21 protein-coding genes and 2 pseudogenes are annotated in these 16,049 nt (G+C 64.2%); 12 read left to right on the top strand and 11 right to left on the bottom strand.

The features are described from left to right. Positions 1–43: 43 nt before the first annotated feature. The 7 genes and pseudogenes from M446_RS18610 to M446_RS18590 form a co-directional block, all read right to left on the bottom strand. A pseudogene (locus M446_RS18610) lies at positions 44–640 on the bottom strand (IS6 family transposase); the annotation flags it as partial. Positions 641–816: 176 nt separating this feature from the next. Next, entirely contained in the window at positions 817–1,989 is a 1,173-nt protein-coding gene (locus M446_RS18605) for a hypothetical protein (RefSeq protein WP_012333653.1), read from the bottom strand. A 504-nt stretch (positions 1,990–2,493) separates the two neighbouring features. Then, a complete protein-coding gene (locus tag M446_RS18600; protein ID WP_012333652.1) occupies positions 2,494–3,093 on the bottom strand; it encodes a cysteine hydrolase family protein in 600 nt (199 codons plus the stop codon). A gap of 193 nt (positions 3,094–3,286) precedes the next feature. Then, positions 3,287–3,493: a hypothetical protein gene (locus M446_RS39030; RefSeq protein WP_265576381.1), complete on the bottom strand. Its 207-nt coding sequence runs from the start codon at positions 3,491–3,493 to the stop codon at positions 3,287–3,289. Between the two features lie 51 nt (positions 3,494–3,544). Further along, complete coding sequence (locus M446_RS39025; RefSeq protein WP_265576380.1) at positions 3,545–3,769, bottom strand: hypothetical protein; 225 nt, start codon at positions 3,767–3,769, stop codon at positions 3,545–3,547. A gap of 130 nt (positions 3,770–3,899) precedes the next feature. Further along, positions 3,900–4,046 (bottom strand): annotated as a pseudogene (locus M446_RS37385) (divalent metal cation transporter); the annotation flags it as partial. 160 nt (positions 4,047–4,206) lie between these two features. Further along, the gene (locus M446_RS18590; protein WP_415926889.1) at positions 4,207–4,629 is read right to left on the bottom strand and encodes a hypothetical protein; all 423 of its coding nucleotides are present in this window, start codon (positions 4,627–4,629) and stop codon (positions 4,207–4,209) included. A 577-nt stretch (positions 4,630–5,206) separates the two neighbouring features. On the opposite strand from M446_RS18590, the gene M446_RS37380 reads away from it, so the two are divergent. The 3 genes from M446_RS37380 to M446_RS18580 are packed head-to-tail and all read left to right on the top strand — an operon-like array spanning position 5,207 to position 7,024. Beyond that, entirely contained in the window at positions 5,207–5,785 is a 579-nt protein-coding gene (locus M446_RS37380; RefSeq protein WP_150108697.1) for a hypothetical protein, read from the top strand. 11 nt (positions 5,786–5,796) lie between these two features. Beyond that, positions 5,797–5,991: a hypothetical protein gene (locus M446_RS18585; protein ID WP_012333651.1), complete on the top strand. Its 195-nt coding sequence runs from the start codon at positions 5,797–5,799 to the stop codon at positions 5,989–5,991. Further along, positions 5,975–7,024 carry a tyrosine-type recombinase/integrase gene (locus tag M446_RS18580; protein ID WP_012333650.1) on the top strand — a complete coding sequence of 350 codons (1,050 nt, stop codon included), beginning with the start codon at positions 5,975–5,977 and terminating at the stop codon, positions 7,022–7,024. Before M446_RS18585 ends, M446_RS18580 begins: the two co-directional genes overlap by 17 nt. A 147-nt stretch (positions 7,025–7,171) precedes the next feature. Here the strand turns inward: M446_RS18580 and M446_RS18575 are convergent, their stop codons facing one another. After that, positions 7,172–8,314, bottom strand: coding sequence for a tyrosine-type recombinase/integrase (locus tag M446_RS18575; RefSeq protein WP_012333649.1), 1,143 nt, complete (start codon positions 8,312–8,314; stop codon positions 7,172–7,174). A 119-nt stretch (positions 8,315–8,433) separates the two neighbouring features. Here M446_RS18575 and M446_RS37375 point away from each other — a divergent pair, with 119 nt between their 5' ends. From M446_RS37375 to M446_RS18550, 7 genes are all read left to right on the top strand, one after another. Continuing rightward, the gene (locus M446_RS37375) at positions 8,434–9,006 is read left to right on the top strand and encodes a hypothetical protein (protein ID WP_012333648.1); all 573 of its coding nucleotides are present in this window, start codon (positions 8,434–8,436) and stop codon (positions 9,004–9,006) included. A 12-nt stretch (positions 9,007–9,018) separates the two neighbouring features. Then, positions 9,019–9,267: a DNA-binding protein gene (locus M446_RS18570; RefSeq protein ID WP_043701402.1), complete on the top strand. Its 249-nt coding sequence runs from the start codon at positions 9,019–9,021 to the stop codon at positions 9,265–9,267. Further along, on the top strand, positions 9,264–9,518 hold the full coding sequence (locus M446_RS18565) for a DUF6074 family protein (RefSeq protein WP_012333646.1): 255 nt from the start codon (positions 9,264–9,266) through the stop codon (positions 9,516–9,518). The genes M446_RS18570 and M446_RS18565 overlap by 4 nt, the downstream gene beginning before the upstream one ends. Next, on the top strand, positions 9,515–10,063 hold the full coding sequence (locus tag M446_RS34275; RefSeq protein ID WP_012333645.1) for a hypothetical protein: 549 nt from the start codon (positions 9,515–9,517) through the stop codon (positions 10,061–10,063). The genes M446_RS18565 and M446_RS34275 overlap by 4 nt, the downstream gene beginning before the upstream one ends. A 556-nt stretch (positions 10,064–10,619) precedes the next feature. Beyond that, complete coding sequence (locus tag M446_RS37370) at positions 10,620–11,018, top strand: hypothetical protein (protein ID WP_150108696.1); 399 nt, start codon at positions 10,620–10,622, stop codon at positions 11,016–11,018. Continuing rightward, positions 10,993–11,202: a MerR family transcriptional regulator gene (locus tag M446_RS35555; protein WP_083784702.1), complete on the top strand. Its 210-nt coding sequence runs from the start codon at positions 10,993–10,995 to the stop codon at positions 11,200–11,202. The genes M446_RS37370 and M446_RS35555 overlap by 26 nt, the downstream gene beginning before the upstream one ends. A gap of 90 nt (positions 11,203–11,292) precedes the next feature. Further along, a complete protein-coding gene (locus M446_RS18550) occupies positions 11,293–11,763 on the top strand; it encodes a hypothetical protein (RefSeq protein WP_043701399.1) in 471 nt (156 codons plus the stop codon). A gap of 41 nt (positions 11,764–11,804) precedes the next feature. Here M446_RS18550 and M446_RS18545 read toward each other — a convergent pair whose 3' ends face one another. Next, the gene (locus M446_RS18545; protein WP_043701396.1) at positions 11,805–12,026 is read right to left on the bottom strand and encodes a DUF3606 domain-containing protein; all 222 of its coding nucleotides are present in this window, start codon (positions 12,024–12,026) and stop codon (positions 11,805–11,807) included. Between the two features lie 253 nt (positions 12,027–12,279). Between M446_RS18545 and M446_RS18540 the strand changes: the two genes are divergently transcribed. Then, a complete protein-coding gene (locus tag M446_RS18540; protein ID WP_012333641.1) occupies positions 12,280–12,690 on the top strand; it encodes a hypothetical protein in 411 nt (136 codons plus the stop codon). 386 nt (positions 12,691–13,076) lie between these two features. On the opposite strand, the gene M446_RS18535 is transcribed toward M446_RS18540, so the two are convergent. Beyond that, positions 13,077–13,628, bottom strand: coding sequence for a cupin domain-containing protein (locus M446_RS18535; RefSeq protein ID WP_012333640.1), 552 nt, complete (start codon positions 13,626–13,628; stop codon positions 13,077–13,079). Positions 13,629–13,773: 145 nt separating this feature from the next. On the opposite strand from M446_RS18535, the gene M446_RS18530 reads away from it, so the two are divergent. Next, complete coding sequence (locus M446_RS18530; protein WP_012333639.1) at positions 13,774–15,111, top strand: aspartate aminotransferase family protein; 1,338 nt, start codon at positions 13,774–13,776, stop codon at positions 15,109–15,111. A 56-nt stretch (positions 15,112–15,167) separates the two neighbouring features. On the opposite strand, the gene M446_RS18525 is transcribed toward M446_RS18530, so the two are convergent. Further along, entirely contained in the window at positions 15,168–15,773 is a 606-nt protein-coding gene (locus tag M446_RS18525) for a helix-turn-helix domain-containing protein (RefSeq protein ID WP_012333638.1), read from the bottom strand. Positions 15,774–16,049 lie beyond the last annotated feature (276 nt).

The raw sequence follows: 16,049 nt of genomic DNA, 5'->3' as shown, positions 1-16,049 counted from the left end.
AATTGCGCGCCCGAAATTGCGGAAGGTTCGAAGCCCGTTGACACCCGCCCACCCGCGGCATCGCCCGCTTGACCCGGAAGTGGTCGCTCTTGATCCCTTGCTGCAGGCGCTTGGTGACGTGGTGCGTGGGCGTGCGCGGCAGCAGGCCCTCCTTGCGGCTCTCAGCAATCGCCGACGGGTACGGGCCGGCGCCATCGGTGCCGATGCGGTCGGGCGCGAGAAGCGGCTGATCCTGCAGCATCTTGCGGAAGAACCGCTTGGCCGCATCCAGATCGCGGTTGGCGGTGAGCCGGAAGTCGACCGCCTCGCCATGCTTGTCGATGGCCCGGTACAGGTAGCGCCATTGGCCGCGTACCTTGATGTACGTTTCATCCACGCGCACGGAGCCGCAGTGCGGTTTGCGGAACCGGCGCAGGCGGCTCTCGATGGTCGGCGCGTAGGACAGCACCCAGCGGTTGATGGTGGAGTGATCGACCACCATCCCGCGCTCCAGGAGCATCTCCTCGATGTCGCGGTAGCTCAGGGCGTAGCGCAAGTACCAGGACACGGCCTGCACGATCAGGGTGGCCTCGAAGTGCCGGCCCCGGAAATCTCCGCCGGCTGGGCGCTTCAGCTTGAGGGCGAGGGCATTCAGGATCATGGGCCGGCTCCGAGGCGGAGGCGGCAAGCTGGGTGGGTATAGCTAATGGGCCGTGAACGGGGCCCGTTCGCATTTGCGACAGGCCCGCCGTGCGGATCGCCTCGCACACCGTCGGGAACTCTTGGATCTCGGTTACACCTCCGGGGCAAGGGAAAGGCTGTTGCGGGCCAGCCTCTCTACTGCGGCTTCGTCTCACCTTCAGGTGATGTGCTTCCTGTCGCGGCGGGCGCGGAGCCGTCCGCAGCGGGCTGACCGGATAACTGCTGGCGGGCGTCGGCCAGCTTGCCCTGTGCCTCGGCGAGTTCCTGCCGGGTCGTGCGAAGACGACCCTCCAGGTCGGCAACCTCCTTGTTCTTCGCCGCGAGGTTCTCCGTCAGCGTCGCAAGCTGTGCCTGGGCCTCCGCATACCGCTTCTGAACGGACTCGAGGTCGCTGGTGAGCTTCTCTCGATTGCCGGTCAGAGCCTTGATGGCCTGCTCAACCTGTCCACGCTCGCCCGTCAGCCGGTCACGCTCAGCCTGCGCAGCGGCCACGTCCTTCTGTGCGGACATCAGCGAGTCTCGGGTCTGCTGGAGCTGTTGCTCGATCTGACTCTTGTCGGCCGATGTCTTATCGCGAGCTTGAGTGAGGCTGGTGATGGTCTGATCCAACTCACCTCGCTGCTGGGCGACGCGCTCCCGATCGGCTCGGACTTGCAGCAGTTCCTTCTGCGCCGCCGCCAAGCCCTCACGGGCCTGCTGCTGTCGTTGTTCGGCGTCAGCCAACTCGGCAGTTTTCGCGGTCGCTTCCTGCGCCAGAGCGGCCAAGTCGGTTCGCAGCTTCGCTTCCTGCTTGCGCGCCTCTTCTACCCGCCGTCCGACGTCCGAGAGTTCCTGGGTGCGGGCCGCCGCTGTTTGCTCTGCCGAGATGGCCGCCTCGCGTAGAGTCGCCACCTGCTGGCCGGCCTTCTGGACATCGGACTGCAGCTCTGCAAGGCGCTGCGTTGGTGCTTGAGCGGCTTGCAGGGCATCCCTGGCCTTCTGCTCGGCGACCTGCCTGCTCTGCTCCAATTCGCGGAGCTGCGCTTGTGCTTGCTGTGCAGCTTGCGCGGTCTGCGTGTTTTGCTGTTCTGTCGCTGCAATTTTTGCTTGCAACTCTTTGAGCGTTCCCGCAGCCCGCGTCTGCTGTTGCAGCTCTGATTGTACCGCTGCAAGCTGGCTATTCAGATTTCCAATCTGCTGCTCCTGGGCTTGCCGCTGCCGAGAGTGCGAGATGCTCGAGACGAGCAGAATGACCAGGAGCAGCACACTCAGCGCGGCCAAGGCCAGCGTGGTCGGCCGGCGAAGGTCAGAACGAACGTCGATAGCCATATGCCTCTCCCCGCAGAACGGCTGCGCGATGAGGCGCGACCACGATGCCGATTTCTGCGAGGTGATAACCCGGCAGTTCGGGCTTCGCTCCCCGCTCGGACGTCTCGGCGGGCTGCGCGCAGTGGGTGCCGAGAGGCCTCCACCGGTGCGTTGAGGCTCAGCGGCCGCGCAGGGTGTCCTTCACCCCGCCGTAGGCATCTTTGGGCACGGCCCTCGGCTTTCTCCATCTTGCCTGCGGCCGGGAGCTTGGCGTTGCTGACCGCACTGCCGAAAGCATCCTTCACCGGTGTGACAGGCGTGCGGGAAGCCGCTGCCGTCCGACTTTGATTTTCTAACACGCGAGCCTGACAGATGTAAGTGGCTGAAAAATCGTCGTTCTCTCGCCATACTAGCGGGCACGTATTTCGGTCTTGAATTGTGAGATAATCAGAAAGGGCGGCCTTTTGGCCGCCCAATAACAAACATCCTGTCCATGTGCCGTGCAGGATAAACTCGGCGCGAAACTCAGTCCGGGATATCAGTTTGCTTCGGCGCGACCACGGCGAAGAGGTCGGCGAGAGCAGCGAGACTTGCGACTTGCAGCTGGGACGCGGGCACCACGCTGCCGTCTGGCGCAGGCAGGTCGCGGGTTGCCGTCGCAGAGGCCACCACCGTCGGACGAAACCCGAGGCTGAAGGCGCTCCGCACGGTGGAGTTCACGCACATATGCGTCATGAACCCCGCTACGATCACGTCCTGAACATTCGCCGCGCGCAGCCGCTTCTCCAGATCCGTGCCGACGAAGGAGCTCGGGTAGGTCTTGGTGATCACCGCCTCATCACCCTGCGGCGCCACCTCCGGGCTGATCTGACCGATCGGTGCCGAAACATCGTAGGGCGAGCCAGGCCCGGCATCGTGGCGGACATGGAAGACGGGAATGCCGGTGTCGCGCGCCCGCGCCAGCAGGGCTGCAGCCTCGCGGATCGCAGGCTCAGCCCCCTCAAGGCGCATCACCCCGTTGCGGTAGGTCTCCTGCAAGTCGATCAGCAGGAGCGCCGACCGCTTGAGCGATGCGGGCTCCGGACTAAGACCGGAGAGGCCGCGCAGGGTTGCAAGATCTGACATTCGGCTTCTCCCTCGCCACCGCTACCAGCTTGCAGTGGCATTCACGGCAGGACAGGAACTTACCACCTGCTGCTTGGCCGGCACCCTAGATATTCGGTTCATGTCGAGCCAGCAGTCACTTGCGCTTACGGCGCTGCTGACCGAGGCCAATGCTCTTGGCGAGTTCGGAGCGCTGGGCCGCATAGCGGACCGTTCAGGGCAGCAACGCCACGCCGTGGGTTCCGGCCACTGCGGCGAGTACGGTGACGAGACCGAGCATCAGCAAGACCCAGTGAACTCCGTGCAGCTGGGACAACGCGGACTCGTCTCCAGACAGCGCCCGGTTGCGGACCCAGCCATGCATCAGGAAGGGCTCGATCACGAAGAGCAGGAGCGTAAAGATCGGCCAAGTGGTCAGCATCGCGTGCATCCACCAGAACTCGGGCGAGGCGAAGCGGCTCCAGAGGTTATATCACTGTATCATGTAGAAGCCGCTGAGCGCGACCAGCACGGTCGCAATTCTGGCTTGCCAGACGAACCGGCCCTCCACCGCCTCCAACAATGCGAGCCGCTTCTCCACTGGCGCCCCTTTGCGCCGCACCAGGTGCAGAACGACTGTGGTGGCCATGGCCACGCCTCCAATCCAGACGACCACCGCAGTGACGTGAATGGCCCGCGCAATCGCTGCCTCATCCATGTCCGGCAACCCTGCCCCCTACATGCGCGCTCGCAAGGACCATCGGGCGCAATTTTCAAGGCCGACCTCGAGGGTGTCCATTCGGGGGTTCTCGCCGGAACCCGGTTCATAACGGTGGACCTCAAACGCCTTGACCCTCGGTGGCTATGCCGCTCGGGTCGTCGTCCGAGGCGCCCGTGGTGAGGCCGGGGCCGAGCACCCGCAGGAGCCGGGGCTTCGACGGCCCCACGACCGCGCTCGTCTCCTCGGGATCGTCGTCTCGGCTGACCTCCTGCATCGGATCCTCTTGCGCCAAATGGTCTGGTGCCGGTTCTGAGCCGTGATGAAGCCGGGTGTCCATGTTCGGCCGAGCGGACGCTCGCGATCCATCGCATGACGACCACGCATGAGCTCCCGGCCCTGCCGCGCCCCGCTTCCGCGAATCCTGGCCCGCACCTCTAGGTGGCGGTGGCGGGCCTGCGACCCTGCCCCCCGGCAGCCTGACCCGGGCTCCGCTGCCCTGGATTCACAGGTTTATCCCTCTCAGTAGGCGTGCCCTGCACGGATCTGCACCCTCCCCCCGCATACGAGGTGGCGGGTCTGCGGCCGCCCTGGTCGTGGGGCAACCGGAGCGCCGGGGCGGGCGCCTGCCGGCCCGTGGCGAGGCGCAGCCAGGAGCGCCACTCCTCCGACACGAGGCGCACCACGTTGGTATCGTTGCGCCAGCCCGTGATCGCGCGCTCCTCGACGGTCACCAGGCCGAGGTGGGCGGCCTCCCGGAGGGCGTTCCTCACCAGGGTCTCGCAGACGCCCGCCAGCGCCGCGATGTGGCCCACAGCGAGGCGGCAGTCGCCGCGCCGGCAGGCTTCGGCGGCTACCACGGCCAGGACCGCGACCTCGCCGGGCGTGAACCGGGCCGCCAGGGCCGGAGGGAGCCGCCCAGAGGCCGCCCAGCGGCGGCGGCAAGCTCGGCGGAATCTTCGGCGTTCTGGGGCTCGACGCAGGCGCGCCGCACCGTGCTGTGCGGCCACGCTCCCGCTCGCTGTGGATCCTACCCTGCCGAACGAGGCTACAACGGAGCACTCCGACCTCGCCCATACCTGCGCCTGGGCTGCTGAGTAACGCCCTGAGTCGAGCAGGCTGCTTCTGTGGACGATTGGCCCAGCGGCCGCTACGATGCGGAGTTCCTCCCAGGACAAGCCCCGATAAGTCGCGCCATCGCGGAACCGTCCCGGCCGACGGCGGACATGCTCGCCAAGGCACGCCTACTTTAGGATTTCGCTCTCGCCGGCAGCCCGGACCGCGACGAGCCCTTCAAACAGCTCGCGGTTATTGTGGTGAGAGAGCTGATGATTCCCACGGCGGCATCATAAGCGCCGACTCGATGAGCTTGCAGCCGAAATGACGCACTTGCATCAGGTAGGCATCTCGCGCATAGTTCGATCTGTGAGAGGCGCGATGGTCACGACATCGTATTTGGATATTCCCCAATTGCTGCTATCCGATGCGGCAGATGTTGTCGGAATGGAATTCAACACATTGCGCTCATGGATTCAGAGAGGGGCAGTTTATCTTAGTAAATTCGACCAAAAACCTAAATCAAAAGGAGGCAGAACTATTATAACGTTAAGGAGTATGTATTGCTATGCTATAATGAATGAACTCGTTAAATTCGGATTCTCTCCAGATAAGGCGGGCATAGTCGCTACAGAAGCGGTTCGTTACACATTATTCGTTTCTGTAGCTCATAATCCAGAAGATTTGGTCGATCTCGAGCCCGGGCAATTGTTTCCAGAAGGAAAGACGTTTCTGGTAACATTTGGTCACGAAACTTTCCAAGATCCGGAAGAGGGAGTTGTCAATTCCGCCGCAGTCAATTTAGTAAATGTAAGGACGGGCGACCAGTATGCACAACTTTTCGAGGGCAGCGAAACATTTAGTAGCAAGTCTACAAGGCTGATAATCAATCTAAATATATTGTACAATCGCGTGAATGAAAGACTTGCTGATCTTCGCAGCAATCGCCGGGGCAGTTAGGAGAGCTGACCGTGCCGCGCCGCCGCACCATCACCAAGGCACAGATCGCCCGGGCTGTATCCGGCGCACAGGCTGGAGGCCTCAAGGTCGATCGCGTCGAGATTGCGGACGGCACGATCGTGATCCACTCCGGCGAGCCAGCGAAGGCCGAGACGGCCACTGAATTCGACGCGTGGAGGGCCAAACGCGATGCGCGTCCGGCTTAAGGGCATCAACTCCCGTCGCAAGCGACTCGCGGACGGCACGTGGCGCACGTACTGGTACGCGTGGAAAGGCGGCCCGCGCCTGGAGGGCGAACCCGGCACGCCCGAGTTCATGGCGTCCTACAACACCGCCGTGGCGCGGAGGGTGGAGACGAAGCAGGGCGTCCTGCTCTCCCTCATCCAGGGCTTCCAGGCGAGCGATTCCTTCCTCGGGAAGGAGCCGCGGACCCGGGCCGACTACGTCAGGCACATTAAGGTCATCGAACAGGAGTTCGGCGACTTCCCGCTCGGTGCCCTGACTGATCGGCGCACGCGCGGCGAATTCCTGACCTGGCGCGACCGGCTCGCGGTGCGCTCCCGCCGACAAGCCGACTACGCGTGGAGCGTGCTCGCCCGGATCCTGTCGTGGGCCCTCGACCGCGGGCTGATCCTGGCGAACCCCTGTGAGCGCGGCGGACGCCTCTACCGGGCCAGTCGCACGGACAAGGTCTGGACCGATGACGACGAGCGGCGATTCCTCGCCTCGGCGCCCGCCCACCTGCACCTGCCGCTCATCCTGGCGCTCTGGACAGGTCAGCGGCAGGGCGACCTGCTGCGCCTGCCCTGGTCCGCCTACGACGGGGAGACGGTCCGCCTGAAGCAGGGCAAGACCGGCGCGCGCGTCGTCATCCCGGTCGGTGCCCCGCTCAGGGCCGCGCTCGACGCGGCGCCTCGGGTGAGCCCCGTGATCCTGGTGAACTCGGAGGGCCGGCCCTGGACCGGCGACGGCTTCCGCTCGTCGTGGGGTAAGGCGTGCCGCGCGGCCGGCATCCGGGGGCTCACCTTCCACGACCTGCGCGGCACTGCTGTGAGCCGGCTGGCGCTGGCGGGCTGCTCCGAGGCCGAGATCGCGACGCTGACCGGGCACTCGCTGCGAGACGTCAGGTCAATCCTCGATGCCCATTACCTCAACCGCGATCCGGCACTGGCCCTGGCCGCGGTGCGCAAGCTCGAAACGAGAATGAATTCTCCCGACCGGACACCCGACCGTGCCTGAATGCTCTTATCAAGGAATGGAGAAAGCGTAGGGAATTCAAGTGGCTGGGGGACGTGGATTCGAACCACGACTAACGGAGTCAGAGTCCAACCAACCTATTTGAATTATTAAGAGTTTTTCCAGCGGTGTTGCAGCCGTGTTGTGCAATTAGCCGAGGAGACGCTCCTCGATGGTTCGCATCGCGTTCTGGTCAGCCTCGTCGTCGCTGAAAAGGTGCCCATAGGTGTCATAGGTTACGATGATGCTCGAATGGCCCATGATCGCCTGTACGCGCTTGGGCGTCATGCCGCTCTCGATAAACATCGAGGCGGCCGCGTGCCGGAGGGCGTGGAAGTTGTAGCGCCCCTTGGCGGCCTTCGCCGGGTTTCCGGCCTTGTCCTTGCCGTCGACCATCTCGACCACGCCTGCCGCGATCTGCGTCGGCTCCCAGCCGCGGGCGATGATGTTGGGGTGGTGCTCCACCTGCCCGGCCCCGGACGGGAAAACGAGGTCGAGTTCGCCCTTCGGGCACGCGAGGCGCCACTCCCGAAGCGTGTTCACCACCATGGGCGCGAGCGGCACGTCACGAGTGCCAGCTTCGCTCTTCGGCGGCCCGATCCGCTTCCAGGCATCGGCGCGCTGCCTCACCGTGAGGACGCGCCGCTTCAGGTCGACGTCGGACCACCGCAGGCCTCGAAGCTCGCTAGCCCGCAGGGCCGTGAACATCGCCGTGACAATGAGCGGCCGCCAGCGACCCTGAGCCGCACCGAGGATCGCGCGCAGCTCCTCGCGGGTCGGAATCTCAACCCGGGCCTGATCGCGCTTCGAGCGCTTCAGCTTCACGTCCGCTACCGGGTTCTGACCGGCAAGCCCCCTGCCCTTCGCGAAGCGGAAAATCCGCCCGAGCGACTGTACGGCTCGGCGCACCATCTCCGGCGACCGTCCCTTCGCCCGAAGCTCCTCGGCGAAGCTGTAGACCCGTGGCGTCGTGACCTGCGTCAGCCGGAGACTCCCGATCAGCGGCCGGATGTGCTCGTTCACGTGCTGCTGGTAGTGCAGCACCGTCGACCACTCCAGGCCGCCCTCCTCCGCGTGCTTCAGCCAAGCGTCGGCGGCCTGCCCGACCGTCATGCTCTGAGAGTCCGGAATGTGGACGCCGTGTGCGACCTCTGAGCGTGCCCGTGTCAGGAACGCGTCTGCCTCTTTTCGGGTCGCGAACTGCCTAAAACGGCGCTTGCCGCCTCCATCCGTGTAGGAGGCGAGCCAAGCGATCTTGCCGCTCGGCAGTTCCCTCTTACGAATCGTAGCCATTGACACCTCTTCCATGAAGGGGCGCGAGGTTCACGCGGTCCGCGCCCTTCTGATATAAGCTCAGATGGGCCTTGACCCGTCAACCATCTGAAGCTATTTCATATGAGGGAGCAGGGTTCATGGCGCTCCTAAGCGATCTGGTCCGCACTGTGGCTCTGGTCGAAGGACTCGACGAAGTTTCTGTCGGCATCTTCGCGCGCGCTGCACGTGAATCTGGGTACCTATCCCAAGGTGGTAGGGGACGCTCTGCTGCAAAAATGAATGAGAGAGACGCTGCCAACTTGCTGATCGCCGTCAACGGTTGTGCTCTTGCCAAAGATGTAAAGGAGAACCTGCCTCTATTTAGAGATCTACGCGTGAGTAAAGCCGGAGCCAAAAACTATACCGGAGTCGGAGAGCGGTGGTCAACGCTCGGTGACGACCTTGAGACCTTAATCAAGGAAATGGGGATCCAGAACTATCTCGGTGTAACGGATGATTATCCGGGCTCTATATCCATTAGATTCGAGCGACCTATCCTGAGGGCGGAGATTTTTCTAATTTTTGAGGAGAAGTGGGTAGAAGACAGATTTGTACATGTCGAGTACGGCTCGGTTGACCACGATAAATTGGATTCGTACGGAGATCGCTTAGATCAAACGATAATCTCGCATAAGACACTCATCGCTGTCGCGAGAGCTTTGGCCAGCTAACGGGAGTTCAAAATGAACGCTGGAACAGCGCGCCACGAAGGCGTGAACGGCGGAGCCATGCCCGACGACGTGATCATCGGCGCGGAAGGCATCTCCGTCGCGATCTACGGGCCCGAGGAAGGGATCCGCGAGACCAACATCCGGCGAATCTACCACGCAATCGCGAAAGGCGACCTGCCGACATTCAAGCTGGGGGGGCGTGTGCACGCCCGCCGTTCCACCATCCTGGCGTGGATCGAGAAGCAGGAAGGGGTGTCGTGAGCGCCATCGTCTTGCCCTTCCCCCGGTCGCGGGACCGGGCGTTCATCTCCAGGCACGCGAGCATCATGACTGCGGCCGCGACGACGGCGAAGGCTGAGGCACACCTCCGCCGGCAGCTCGAGTTGCAGCGCCAGACCATGGAGCGCCGCGGGATCAACTCCGCGACGATCGACGCTGAGCTCCAGGACATCCAGGGTCACGTCAGGGCGGTTGTCTGGAGCCTCCTGCTCGCGCCGGGAGGTGCCGCGTGAGGCGTCGGAAACCGGCCAAAGCGGACAAGACGGGCCGCTCGACCGTCCAGAGCGACCCCCAGCAGGGTCCTGCGATCTGGCAGGGCCACTGGACCTCGCTCGGTCGGGATCTGCTCGACAGCCATGCCTGGCGGGCCCAGTCGATCAACTGCCGCCGTGTGATCGACAGGATCCTCCTGGAGCACATCGGGCATGGTGGACTCACGAACGGCGCCCTGGCGGTCACTCACGCCGACTTCGGGCGGCATGGCATCCGGGGCAACTCCGTTCTGCCAGCCATCGAAGAAGCGATCGCCCTCGGTCTCATCCGGCGGGAGCGTGAAGGGCACCGCGCCTGGGGAGCGTTCAAGGGCCGGGCGGCCATGTTCGGACTGACTTGGTTCGGAACGGTCGACGGACGCCCCCCGAGCAACGAGTGGAAGCGGTTCGGCAGCCGTGAGGAAGCTGAGCAAGCCGCCAAGAACGCACGGCAGCGGGTCGAAGAGAGTGCCTCCAGCCGGCCGGCTCGCCGCAACCGGGTCAACCCCGTTCCAAATGCGGCGTGAGGATTTTTCCCCAGTACCAGTTCCGGTACTCTCTCCAGTACCAGTTCCGGTACATCTAGTACCACCACTTCCGGTACCGGGAATCTCCAGTACCACTTCCGGTACATCTATAAATATCTCCGGGTGGGGTGTGGCACGTGCAGCGCCTGCTCACTGCTAAGTCCGCCACCTTCCCGAACCTGGGATCTGAAAATCGAAAGCCCACCGATCGCGCGCCACCCTGGTGCGTGAAGCCTGCCGGCTGTTTGAGGCTAGCCACCGACGAGGAGAACGATGACCAAGAGCAACACACGCGAGCAGGCGATGGCCGCGCCATCATCAACGTCATCGCCCAGGCAGAGGCGAATGGAAACCGGCAACCTTCATAGGTGCGTCGGATAGAAGCGTCGCCATTCACCTGTGCTGGCCGTCTGGTCACGCCCGGCACAGAGAATTTTCTAATACGCATGTTCGGCTTGAATAAACAAATCGCTCAGATCGCGTATTAACCGCATATGCCACGCTAATCTTGAAAACGACGACGTCGAATGATAATCAAATTAGGAGATAGGCTGCGATGTTCATTCATAATTCGCCCTGCTTGGAGCAGGCTTTTTTGTGTGCTGTAGTTGAGTATGTGGCTTGGGAGAAGTGGAATGATGATATCAAGCACAATGGTACTCGGCAGGCAGACGGGAGCCATCGCTACCAATCTGAGCCATCGATAATGTTCGAAGGTGAATACGTAAAAATCTCGAAAATCTGTCAGTATGCGACTGGCCTGCTGATCGGCCCGGTGCCAGAGCACGTCAAGCAACTCTTCCACAACGTGGTTTTGCTGGGCCAAGCTATTCCGCCGGGAGAGGAGGTGCTTACGTATCCAGATGCAATTGACACTCTGGAGCAAATGATCGAGGCAGAGAACGAACGCGACGATTCTGACCCACTTGATGGTGTCTTTAAGGACTACTGGTAATCCAGATCTGCAGCCAGTAGCTCGGAACGAAAGGCGCTACTACCAGCCGGACGACATGGCCTTGCTGCGTGGGCTGCAGGCGCTGCTGCACCGAGCTGGCCTGACCATTGAGGGCGCCAAGCGCGTGATGAACAAACATTGGGCTGGCGAGGTCCGCACCGTCGGTAACGGCAGCACCACCTAGATCACCATTACGATCGCTTTTTAACTGCCAGCCTCCGTGAACGAGGGGCGGCTTCGCGTTTCTCCATCTGCCAGCCCGAGAAAAGACCCGATGACGGACTCACCGACATCCCTGGATCGCGACCGCCTCGCGAAGTGCATTGCTCTGGCCGAACGTGGTGCCACTGCCGGCGAGCGCGCGGCTGCTCGGGCCGCTGCCGAGCGCGTTGCCAGGTCTGCCGGCCTCAGGCTCGACGAGGCGGTCAAGATCGTCGGTGGCGCCTCGCCTAAGCCGTCACCGAGCCATCCCAGCGGCCCACCTCGCGCACAGCGAACGCGTCCAGCACCTTCCAAGCCTGTGGTCGAGCCCATCACCGTCGAAGAGCTGCTTCGGCAAAGGGCCAAGTACGCCGAGCACCTCAAGCGTAGAGCCACACGGCAACAGCGAGAGGACGCCAGGATCATCGCCGAGCAGGAGGCATACTGGGCACCGATTCGAGAGGAGCAGGCACGCCGCGATCGCGAGTGGGCCGAGCAGAAGCGTCGGCAGCAGGAAGCCGCGAGGCCGGGGCCAGCCTCCTGATGGTGAGCCACGCCACTTGCCATGGGCCTACTCGGCGCGTGTCAGACGATGCCGCTCTTCTCGTACGGCCAGGGCTTCCCGAGGTACTGGGCCACGCGAGCCGGATCGTTTCCGACATCCTCGACTGCCTGCTCGATCTTCTTGGCAGGCTCCTGGAAGCGCCGGGCCCAGAACGCTCGCGTACCCGGATCGTCCAGAAGCACGACCTCCGGATCACCAACAGGCCGGCTGTGATTGGCGTCTGCTATGGCTCTCCTCCTCATCCTCTCTGGTCCAGATGTCAGCATGCTCCCAACCGTATTCAACGAGGTGTGCCCCAGGGGGGGCTCGAAAGTTTAGAGTTACAAGGGCAAAATACCGCATCGGGTCTCATTCGCAGATCTTTTTTCCAGCATGTGAATTAAATCAAAGGGACGCAACATGACGAAGTCATTGGGAATCGGCCGCGGTGGTGCAAGGCCAGGTGCGGGGCGCAAGCCGGGCCCACTGCCAGTGTCCTGTGCCGCACCGGACGACATGGTTGAGGAAATGGCGGCGCTCGGCGAGGCTCCCAAGGTCATCGCGCGAGCGCTCAGCATCACGTATACCCAACTGCAGCGGGAATACCGTGACCAACTGCTGCGCGGCTCCGCGCGGCTACGCGCCGAGCTGATCGGATTGGTGTGGGCGAAGGCGCGAGCGGGCAACTGGCAGGCCATCCAGTGGCTGCTGGCGCGCATGACTGCCATCGAAGCGGAGAAACGTCTCGCAGCCGAGCCGAAGCCCGCGAAGCTCGGGAAGAAGGAGCGGGCTCATCGCGAAGCGCAGACAGCGGGAGACGGTACTGAGTGGGGCGAGGATCTCGCCCCTGCTGGTGGATATCCGACTGATGCTGATTCGCTTGAGTGTGCCTTCTTCACGCGGCACGGAGCGGGCCCCTGCCATTGAACCTAGCCGTTCACTGGCCGCATGCTGGCTGCTGCCAACTTGCCTGGTGTCTAATCAACGGAAGCTCGTGACCTAGGGTGTGTGAAAACACAGCGGGGTTAGAAGGATCTTCTCGTGAGCACCCTGGCAGCATCGAAACGGGCATTCTGACGACATCGGAATGGCCATCCGGTGGACGCGCATGTCTGCCGCTTAGAAGATTGTTCTACAATTCCGGAATGCGCCTGAGTTTTCACACAGCCTGAACCCAAAGCGGTCTCTGGCGGCGCACGTCGGGAATGGCCGGTCCTGAGCCCTGTCCGGACACTCGGCCTTCCGCCATGGTATCCTCATCTGCCGGGACGAGCCAAATGGCTTCAAGCAAATCAGGGCGGCTCAACCAAGGGTCAGAACGTCGGCGGGGTGCAGGCGCTGACGACCTCGCACGGCAGAGGGCCCACACAGCGGAATCGGTGCGGGCGACGACTCGCGAAGTAGTAGGCGTCGCCCGGCCCCAGCACCTTGCGCTCATCGTCCACCGTGACCTCCAGCCGGCCCGACAGGACGAGCCCACCCTCCTCGCCGTCGTGGACGAGCGGCACCCGCCCCGTGTCCGACCCCGGCTCGTAGCGTTCTTTCAGGATCTGGAGCGCGCGCCCGATCAGGGTCTCGCCGACCTGCCGGTAGGAGATCCGCCCCTTCCCGATCTCGACCAAGTCCTCGGCGGCGTAGAACGCCTTCTCGGTGCGCGCGGGCTCGAGCGAGAAGAACTCCGCGAGGCCGATTGGCACGGCGTCGAGGATGCGCTTGAGCGCCCCCACCGAGGGGTTCGTCTGCCCCGACTCGATCAGCGAGATCGTCGAGTTCACGATGCCCGCCTTCCGGGCGAGCGCCCGCTGCGACAGGCCATGCAGGGTTCGCACGTAGCGCAGCCGCGCCCCCACCTCGTCGTTCGTCACCAGGGCCCCTGTTCGGGTTGATGCCTATTCCCCAACATTGATGCGCCGCATGTGCTCTGTCAAAGGGTTAAACGCGGGCAGAAAAGGACTTGTTGGCCTCGCCAGAACGGTGTGTCTGCCCCTGTCCCATTGTGGAGAGCGTGCCATGACCACCCCGCTGCGGGCCAACCGCCCGCGCCTCGACGCCTACTGGATGCCCTTCACGGCCAACCGCCAATTCAAGGCGGCGCCCCGGCTGCTCGTCGCGGCCGAGGGCATGCACTACACCGCCGACGACGGCCGAACGGTCCTCGACGGCACCGCCGGCCTGTGGTGCGTCAATGCCGGCCACGGCCGACGGCGCATCGTCGAGGCGGTGGCGCATCAGCTCTCCACCCTCGACTACGCGCCCTCGTTCCAGATGGGCCATCCGATCGCCTTCGACTTCGCCGAGCGCTTGGCCGCGATCGCTCCCGGGCCGGACGGGAGCCGCCTGGATCGGGTCTTCTTCACCGGCTCCGGCTCCGAATCCGTCGACACGGCGCTGAAGATCGCGCTGGCCTACCAGCGTGCCGTCGGCCAGGGCACGCGCACGCGGCTGATCGGACGCGAGCGCGGCTATCACGGCGTTGGCTTCGGCGGCATCTCGGTCGGGGGGCTCGTCAGCAACCGCCGGATGTTCCCGCTCCTGCCGGGCGCCGACCATCTGCGCCACACGCACGACCTCGCCCGCAACGCCTTCGTCAAGGGCCAGCCCGAGCACGGCGCCGAACTCGCCGACGACCTCGAGCGCATGGTGGCGCTGCACGGGGCCGAGACGATCGCGGCCGTGATCGTCGAGCCGGTGGCAGGCTCCACCGGCGTCCTGGTGCCTCCGAAGGGCTACCTCGAGCGCCTGCGCGACATCGCGACCCGCCACGGCGTCCTGCTGATCTTCGACGAGGTGATCACGGGCTTCGGGCGGCTCGGCGCCCCCTTCGCGACGGACTTCTTTGGCGTCACCCCCGACCTCGTGACCGCCGCCAAGGGCCTGACCAACGGCACGGTCCCGATGGGCGCGGTCTTCGCCAGCCGGGCCGTGCACGATGCCCTGATGCGCGGCCCCCAGGACGCGATCGAGCTGTTTCACGGCTACACCTATTCGGGCCACCCGGCCGGCTGCGCGGCGGGCCTGGCCACCCTCGACGTCTACGAGGAGGAGGGCCTGCTGACCCGGGTGGCGGAACTGCAGGAATTCTGGCACGAGGCCATGCACGGCCTGCGTGCCGCGCGCAACGTCATCGACGTCCGCACGATCGGGCTGATCGCCGGCATCGAACTCGCGCCCCGGGCGGGCGCGCCCGGAGCCCGCGCCTACGACGCCTTCGTCGACTGTTTCGAGAAGGGCCTGCTGATCCGGGTCACCGGGGACATCATTGCCCTCTCGCCGCCGCTCATCGCCGAGCGCCGGCACGTCGATGACATGGTGTCGATGCTGGCGGACGCGCTCGGGCGCGCGGCCTGAGACCCCACGCGGCCGCGCCGGGCGCTTGCCCAGCGGGCCGCGCTCGGCCGCACGGATCAATAGTGCGGTGGCGTGATGATCCAGACCACCTTGGTCTCGATCTCGCCAGGGTTGGCGCAGCGATGCCGCTCCCTACTGCTGAAGGAGAAGCTGTCGCCGACCTCGAGGCGGAACGTCCTGTCCCCGATCCACAGGTCGAGCGTGCCTGCGAGCACCAGCCCGGCCTCCATGCCGTCGTGGCTGTAGAAATCGCTGTCGGAGCCGGGAGCGATCGTGCTGAGCAGCACTTCCAGCGGACCGTTCAGGTTCGGCGAGAGCAGTTCCTCCGCGATGCCCGTGCCCGTGAACGACATCCTGCGGCGGCGGCCGGCCCGCACGATGAAATCCTGCTCCTCGGGCGGGCCGAGGGTCTGCGGCTGAAAGAACCAGCTCAGCTGGACCCCCAGGATCGTCGCAATGCGCTTGAGGACGCCGATCGGCAGTTTCGAGCGGTTGCGCTCGATCTGGCTGAGATACCCGATCGACACACCGATCTCGCCGGCGATCTGCTGCAGGGTCAGGCCCTTGATCTTCCGCAGGGCGCGGATCTGCTCGCCGAGCAGGAGCTCCTGCTCGTTGCCGGCAGCCGCGGGAGAGGCGGCGTCCACCTCGTCGCGCGGCATGTCGGCCGGCTCGGGTCTCGGGCGGGAGGAACGGGCTGAAGGCATGGGGACGGTCGTTCGAACCTCTCGGGGCTTCTAAGCGAAGTTCGGGGGCGGACCAACGCGGTCCGCCGGTCGCCCGAGCCGCATGCAGGGGCCGGCGGCTCATTCTGCTTCAGGCGGAGACCGCGTGCCTCATGAAATCCGCTTCACATATGAAAAAAAGTATGTTCATTTTTTCACGGATGGCGGATTCGCGTTCCACGGCCGTCGTTCCAACCGGTTGCGCGGCAGGCC

Source organism: Methylobacterium sp. 4-46 (assembly GCF_000019365.1).
Taxonomy (GTDB): Bacteria; Pseudomonadota; Alphaproteobacteria; order Rhizobiales; family Beijerinckiaceae; genus Methylobacterium.
The sequence above is the reverse complement of the archived record's forward strand: the minus strand, read 5'-3'. Positions and strand labels throughout refer to the sequence as shown.

Bases quoted from the DNA above. Each gene is read 5' to 3' on its own strand.
- M446_RS18605 (WP_012333653.1), bottom strand. From the start codon at position 1,989: ATGGCTATCGACGTTCGTTCTGACCTTCGCCGGCCGACCACGCTGGCC.
- M446_RS18600 (WP_012333652.1), bottom strand. From the start codon at position 3,093: ATGTCAGATCTTGCAACCCTGCGCGGCCTCTCCGGTCTTAGTCCGGAG.
- M446_RS39030 (WP_265576381.1), bottom strand. From the start codon at position 3,493: ATGCTGACCACTTGGCCGATCTTTACGCTCCTGCTCTTCGTGATCGAG.
- M446_RS39025 (WP_265576380.1), bottom strand. From the start codon at position 3,769: ATGGATGAGGCAGCGATTGCGCGGGCCATTCACGTCACTGCGGTGGTC.
- M446_RS37380 (WP_150108697.1), top strand. From the start codon at position 5,207: ATGGTCACGACATCGTATTTGGATATTCCCCAATTGCTGCTATCCGAT.
- M446_RS18580 (WP_012333650.1), top strand. From the start codon at position 5,975: ATGCGCGTCCGGCTTAAGGGCATCAACTCCCGTCGCAAGCGACTCGCG.
- M446_RS18575 (WP_012333649.1), bottom strand. From the start codon at position 8,314: ATGGCTACGATTCGTAAGAGGGAACTGCCGAGCGGCAAGATCGCTTGG.
- M446_RS37375 (WP_012333648.1), top strand. From the start codon at position 8,434: ATGGCGCTCCTAAGCGATCTGGTCCGCACTGTGGCTCTGGTCGAAGGA.
- M446_RS18570 (WP_043701402.1), top strand. From the start codon at position 9,019: ATGAACGCTGGAACAGCGCGCCACGAAGGCGTGAACGGCGGAGCCATG.
- M446_RS37370 (WP_150108696.1), top strand. From the start codon at position 10,620: ATGTTCATTCATAATTCGCCCTGCTTGGAGCAGGCTTTTTTGTGTGCT.
- M446_RS35555 (WP_083784702.1), top strand. From the start codon at position 10,993: ATGGTGTCTTTAAGGACTACTGGTAATCCAGATCTGCAGCCAGTAGCT.
- M446_RS18550 (WP_043701399.1), top strand. From the start codon at position 11,293: ATGACGGACTCACCGACATCCCTGGATCGCGACCGCCTCGCGAAGTGC.
- M446_RS18545 (WP_043701396.1), bottom strand. From the start codon at position 12,026: ATGAGGAGGAGAGCCATAGCAGACGCCAATCACAGCCGGCCTGTTGGT.
- M446_RS18540 (WP_012333641.1), top strand. From the start codon at position 12,280: ATGGTTGAGGAAATGGCGGCGCTCGGCGAGGCTCCCAAGGTCATCGCG.
- M446_RS18530 (WP_012333639.1), top strand. From the start codon at position 13,774: ATGACCACCCCGCTGCGGGCCAACCGCCCGCGCCTCGACGCCTACTGG.
- M446_RS18525 (WP_012333638.1), bottom strand. From the start codon at position 15,773: ATGCCGCGCGACGAGGTGGACGCCGCCTCTCCCGCGGCTGCCGGCAAC.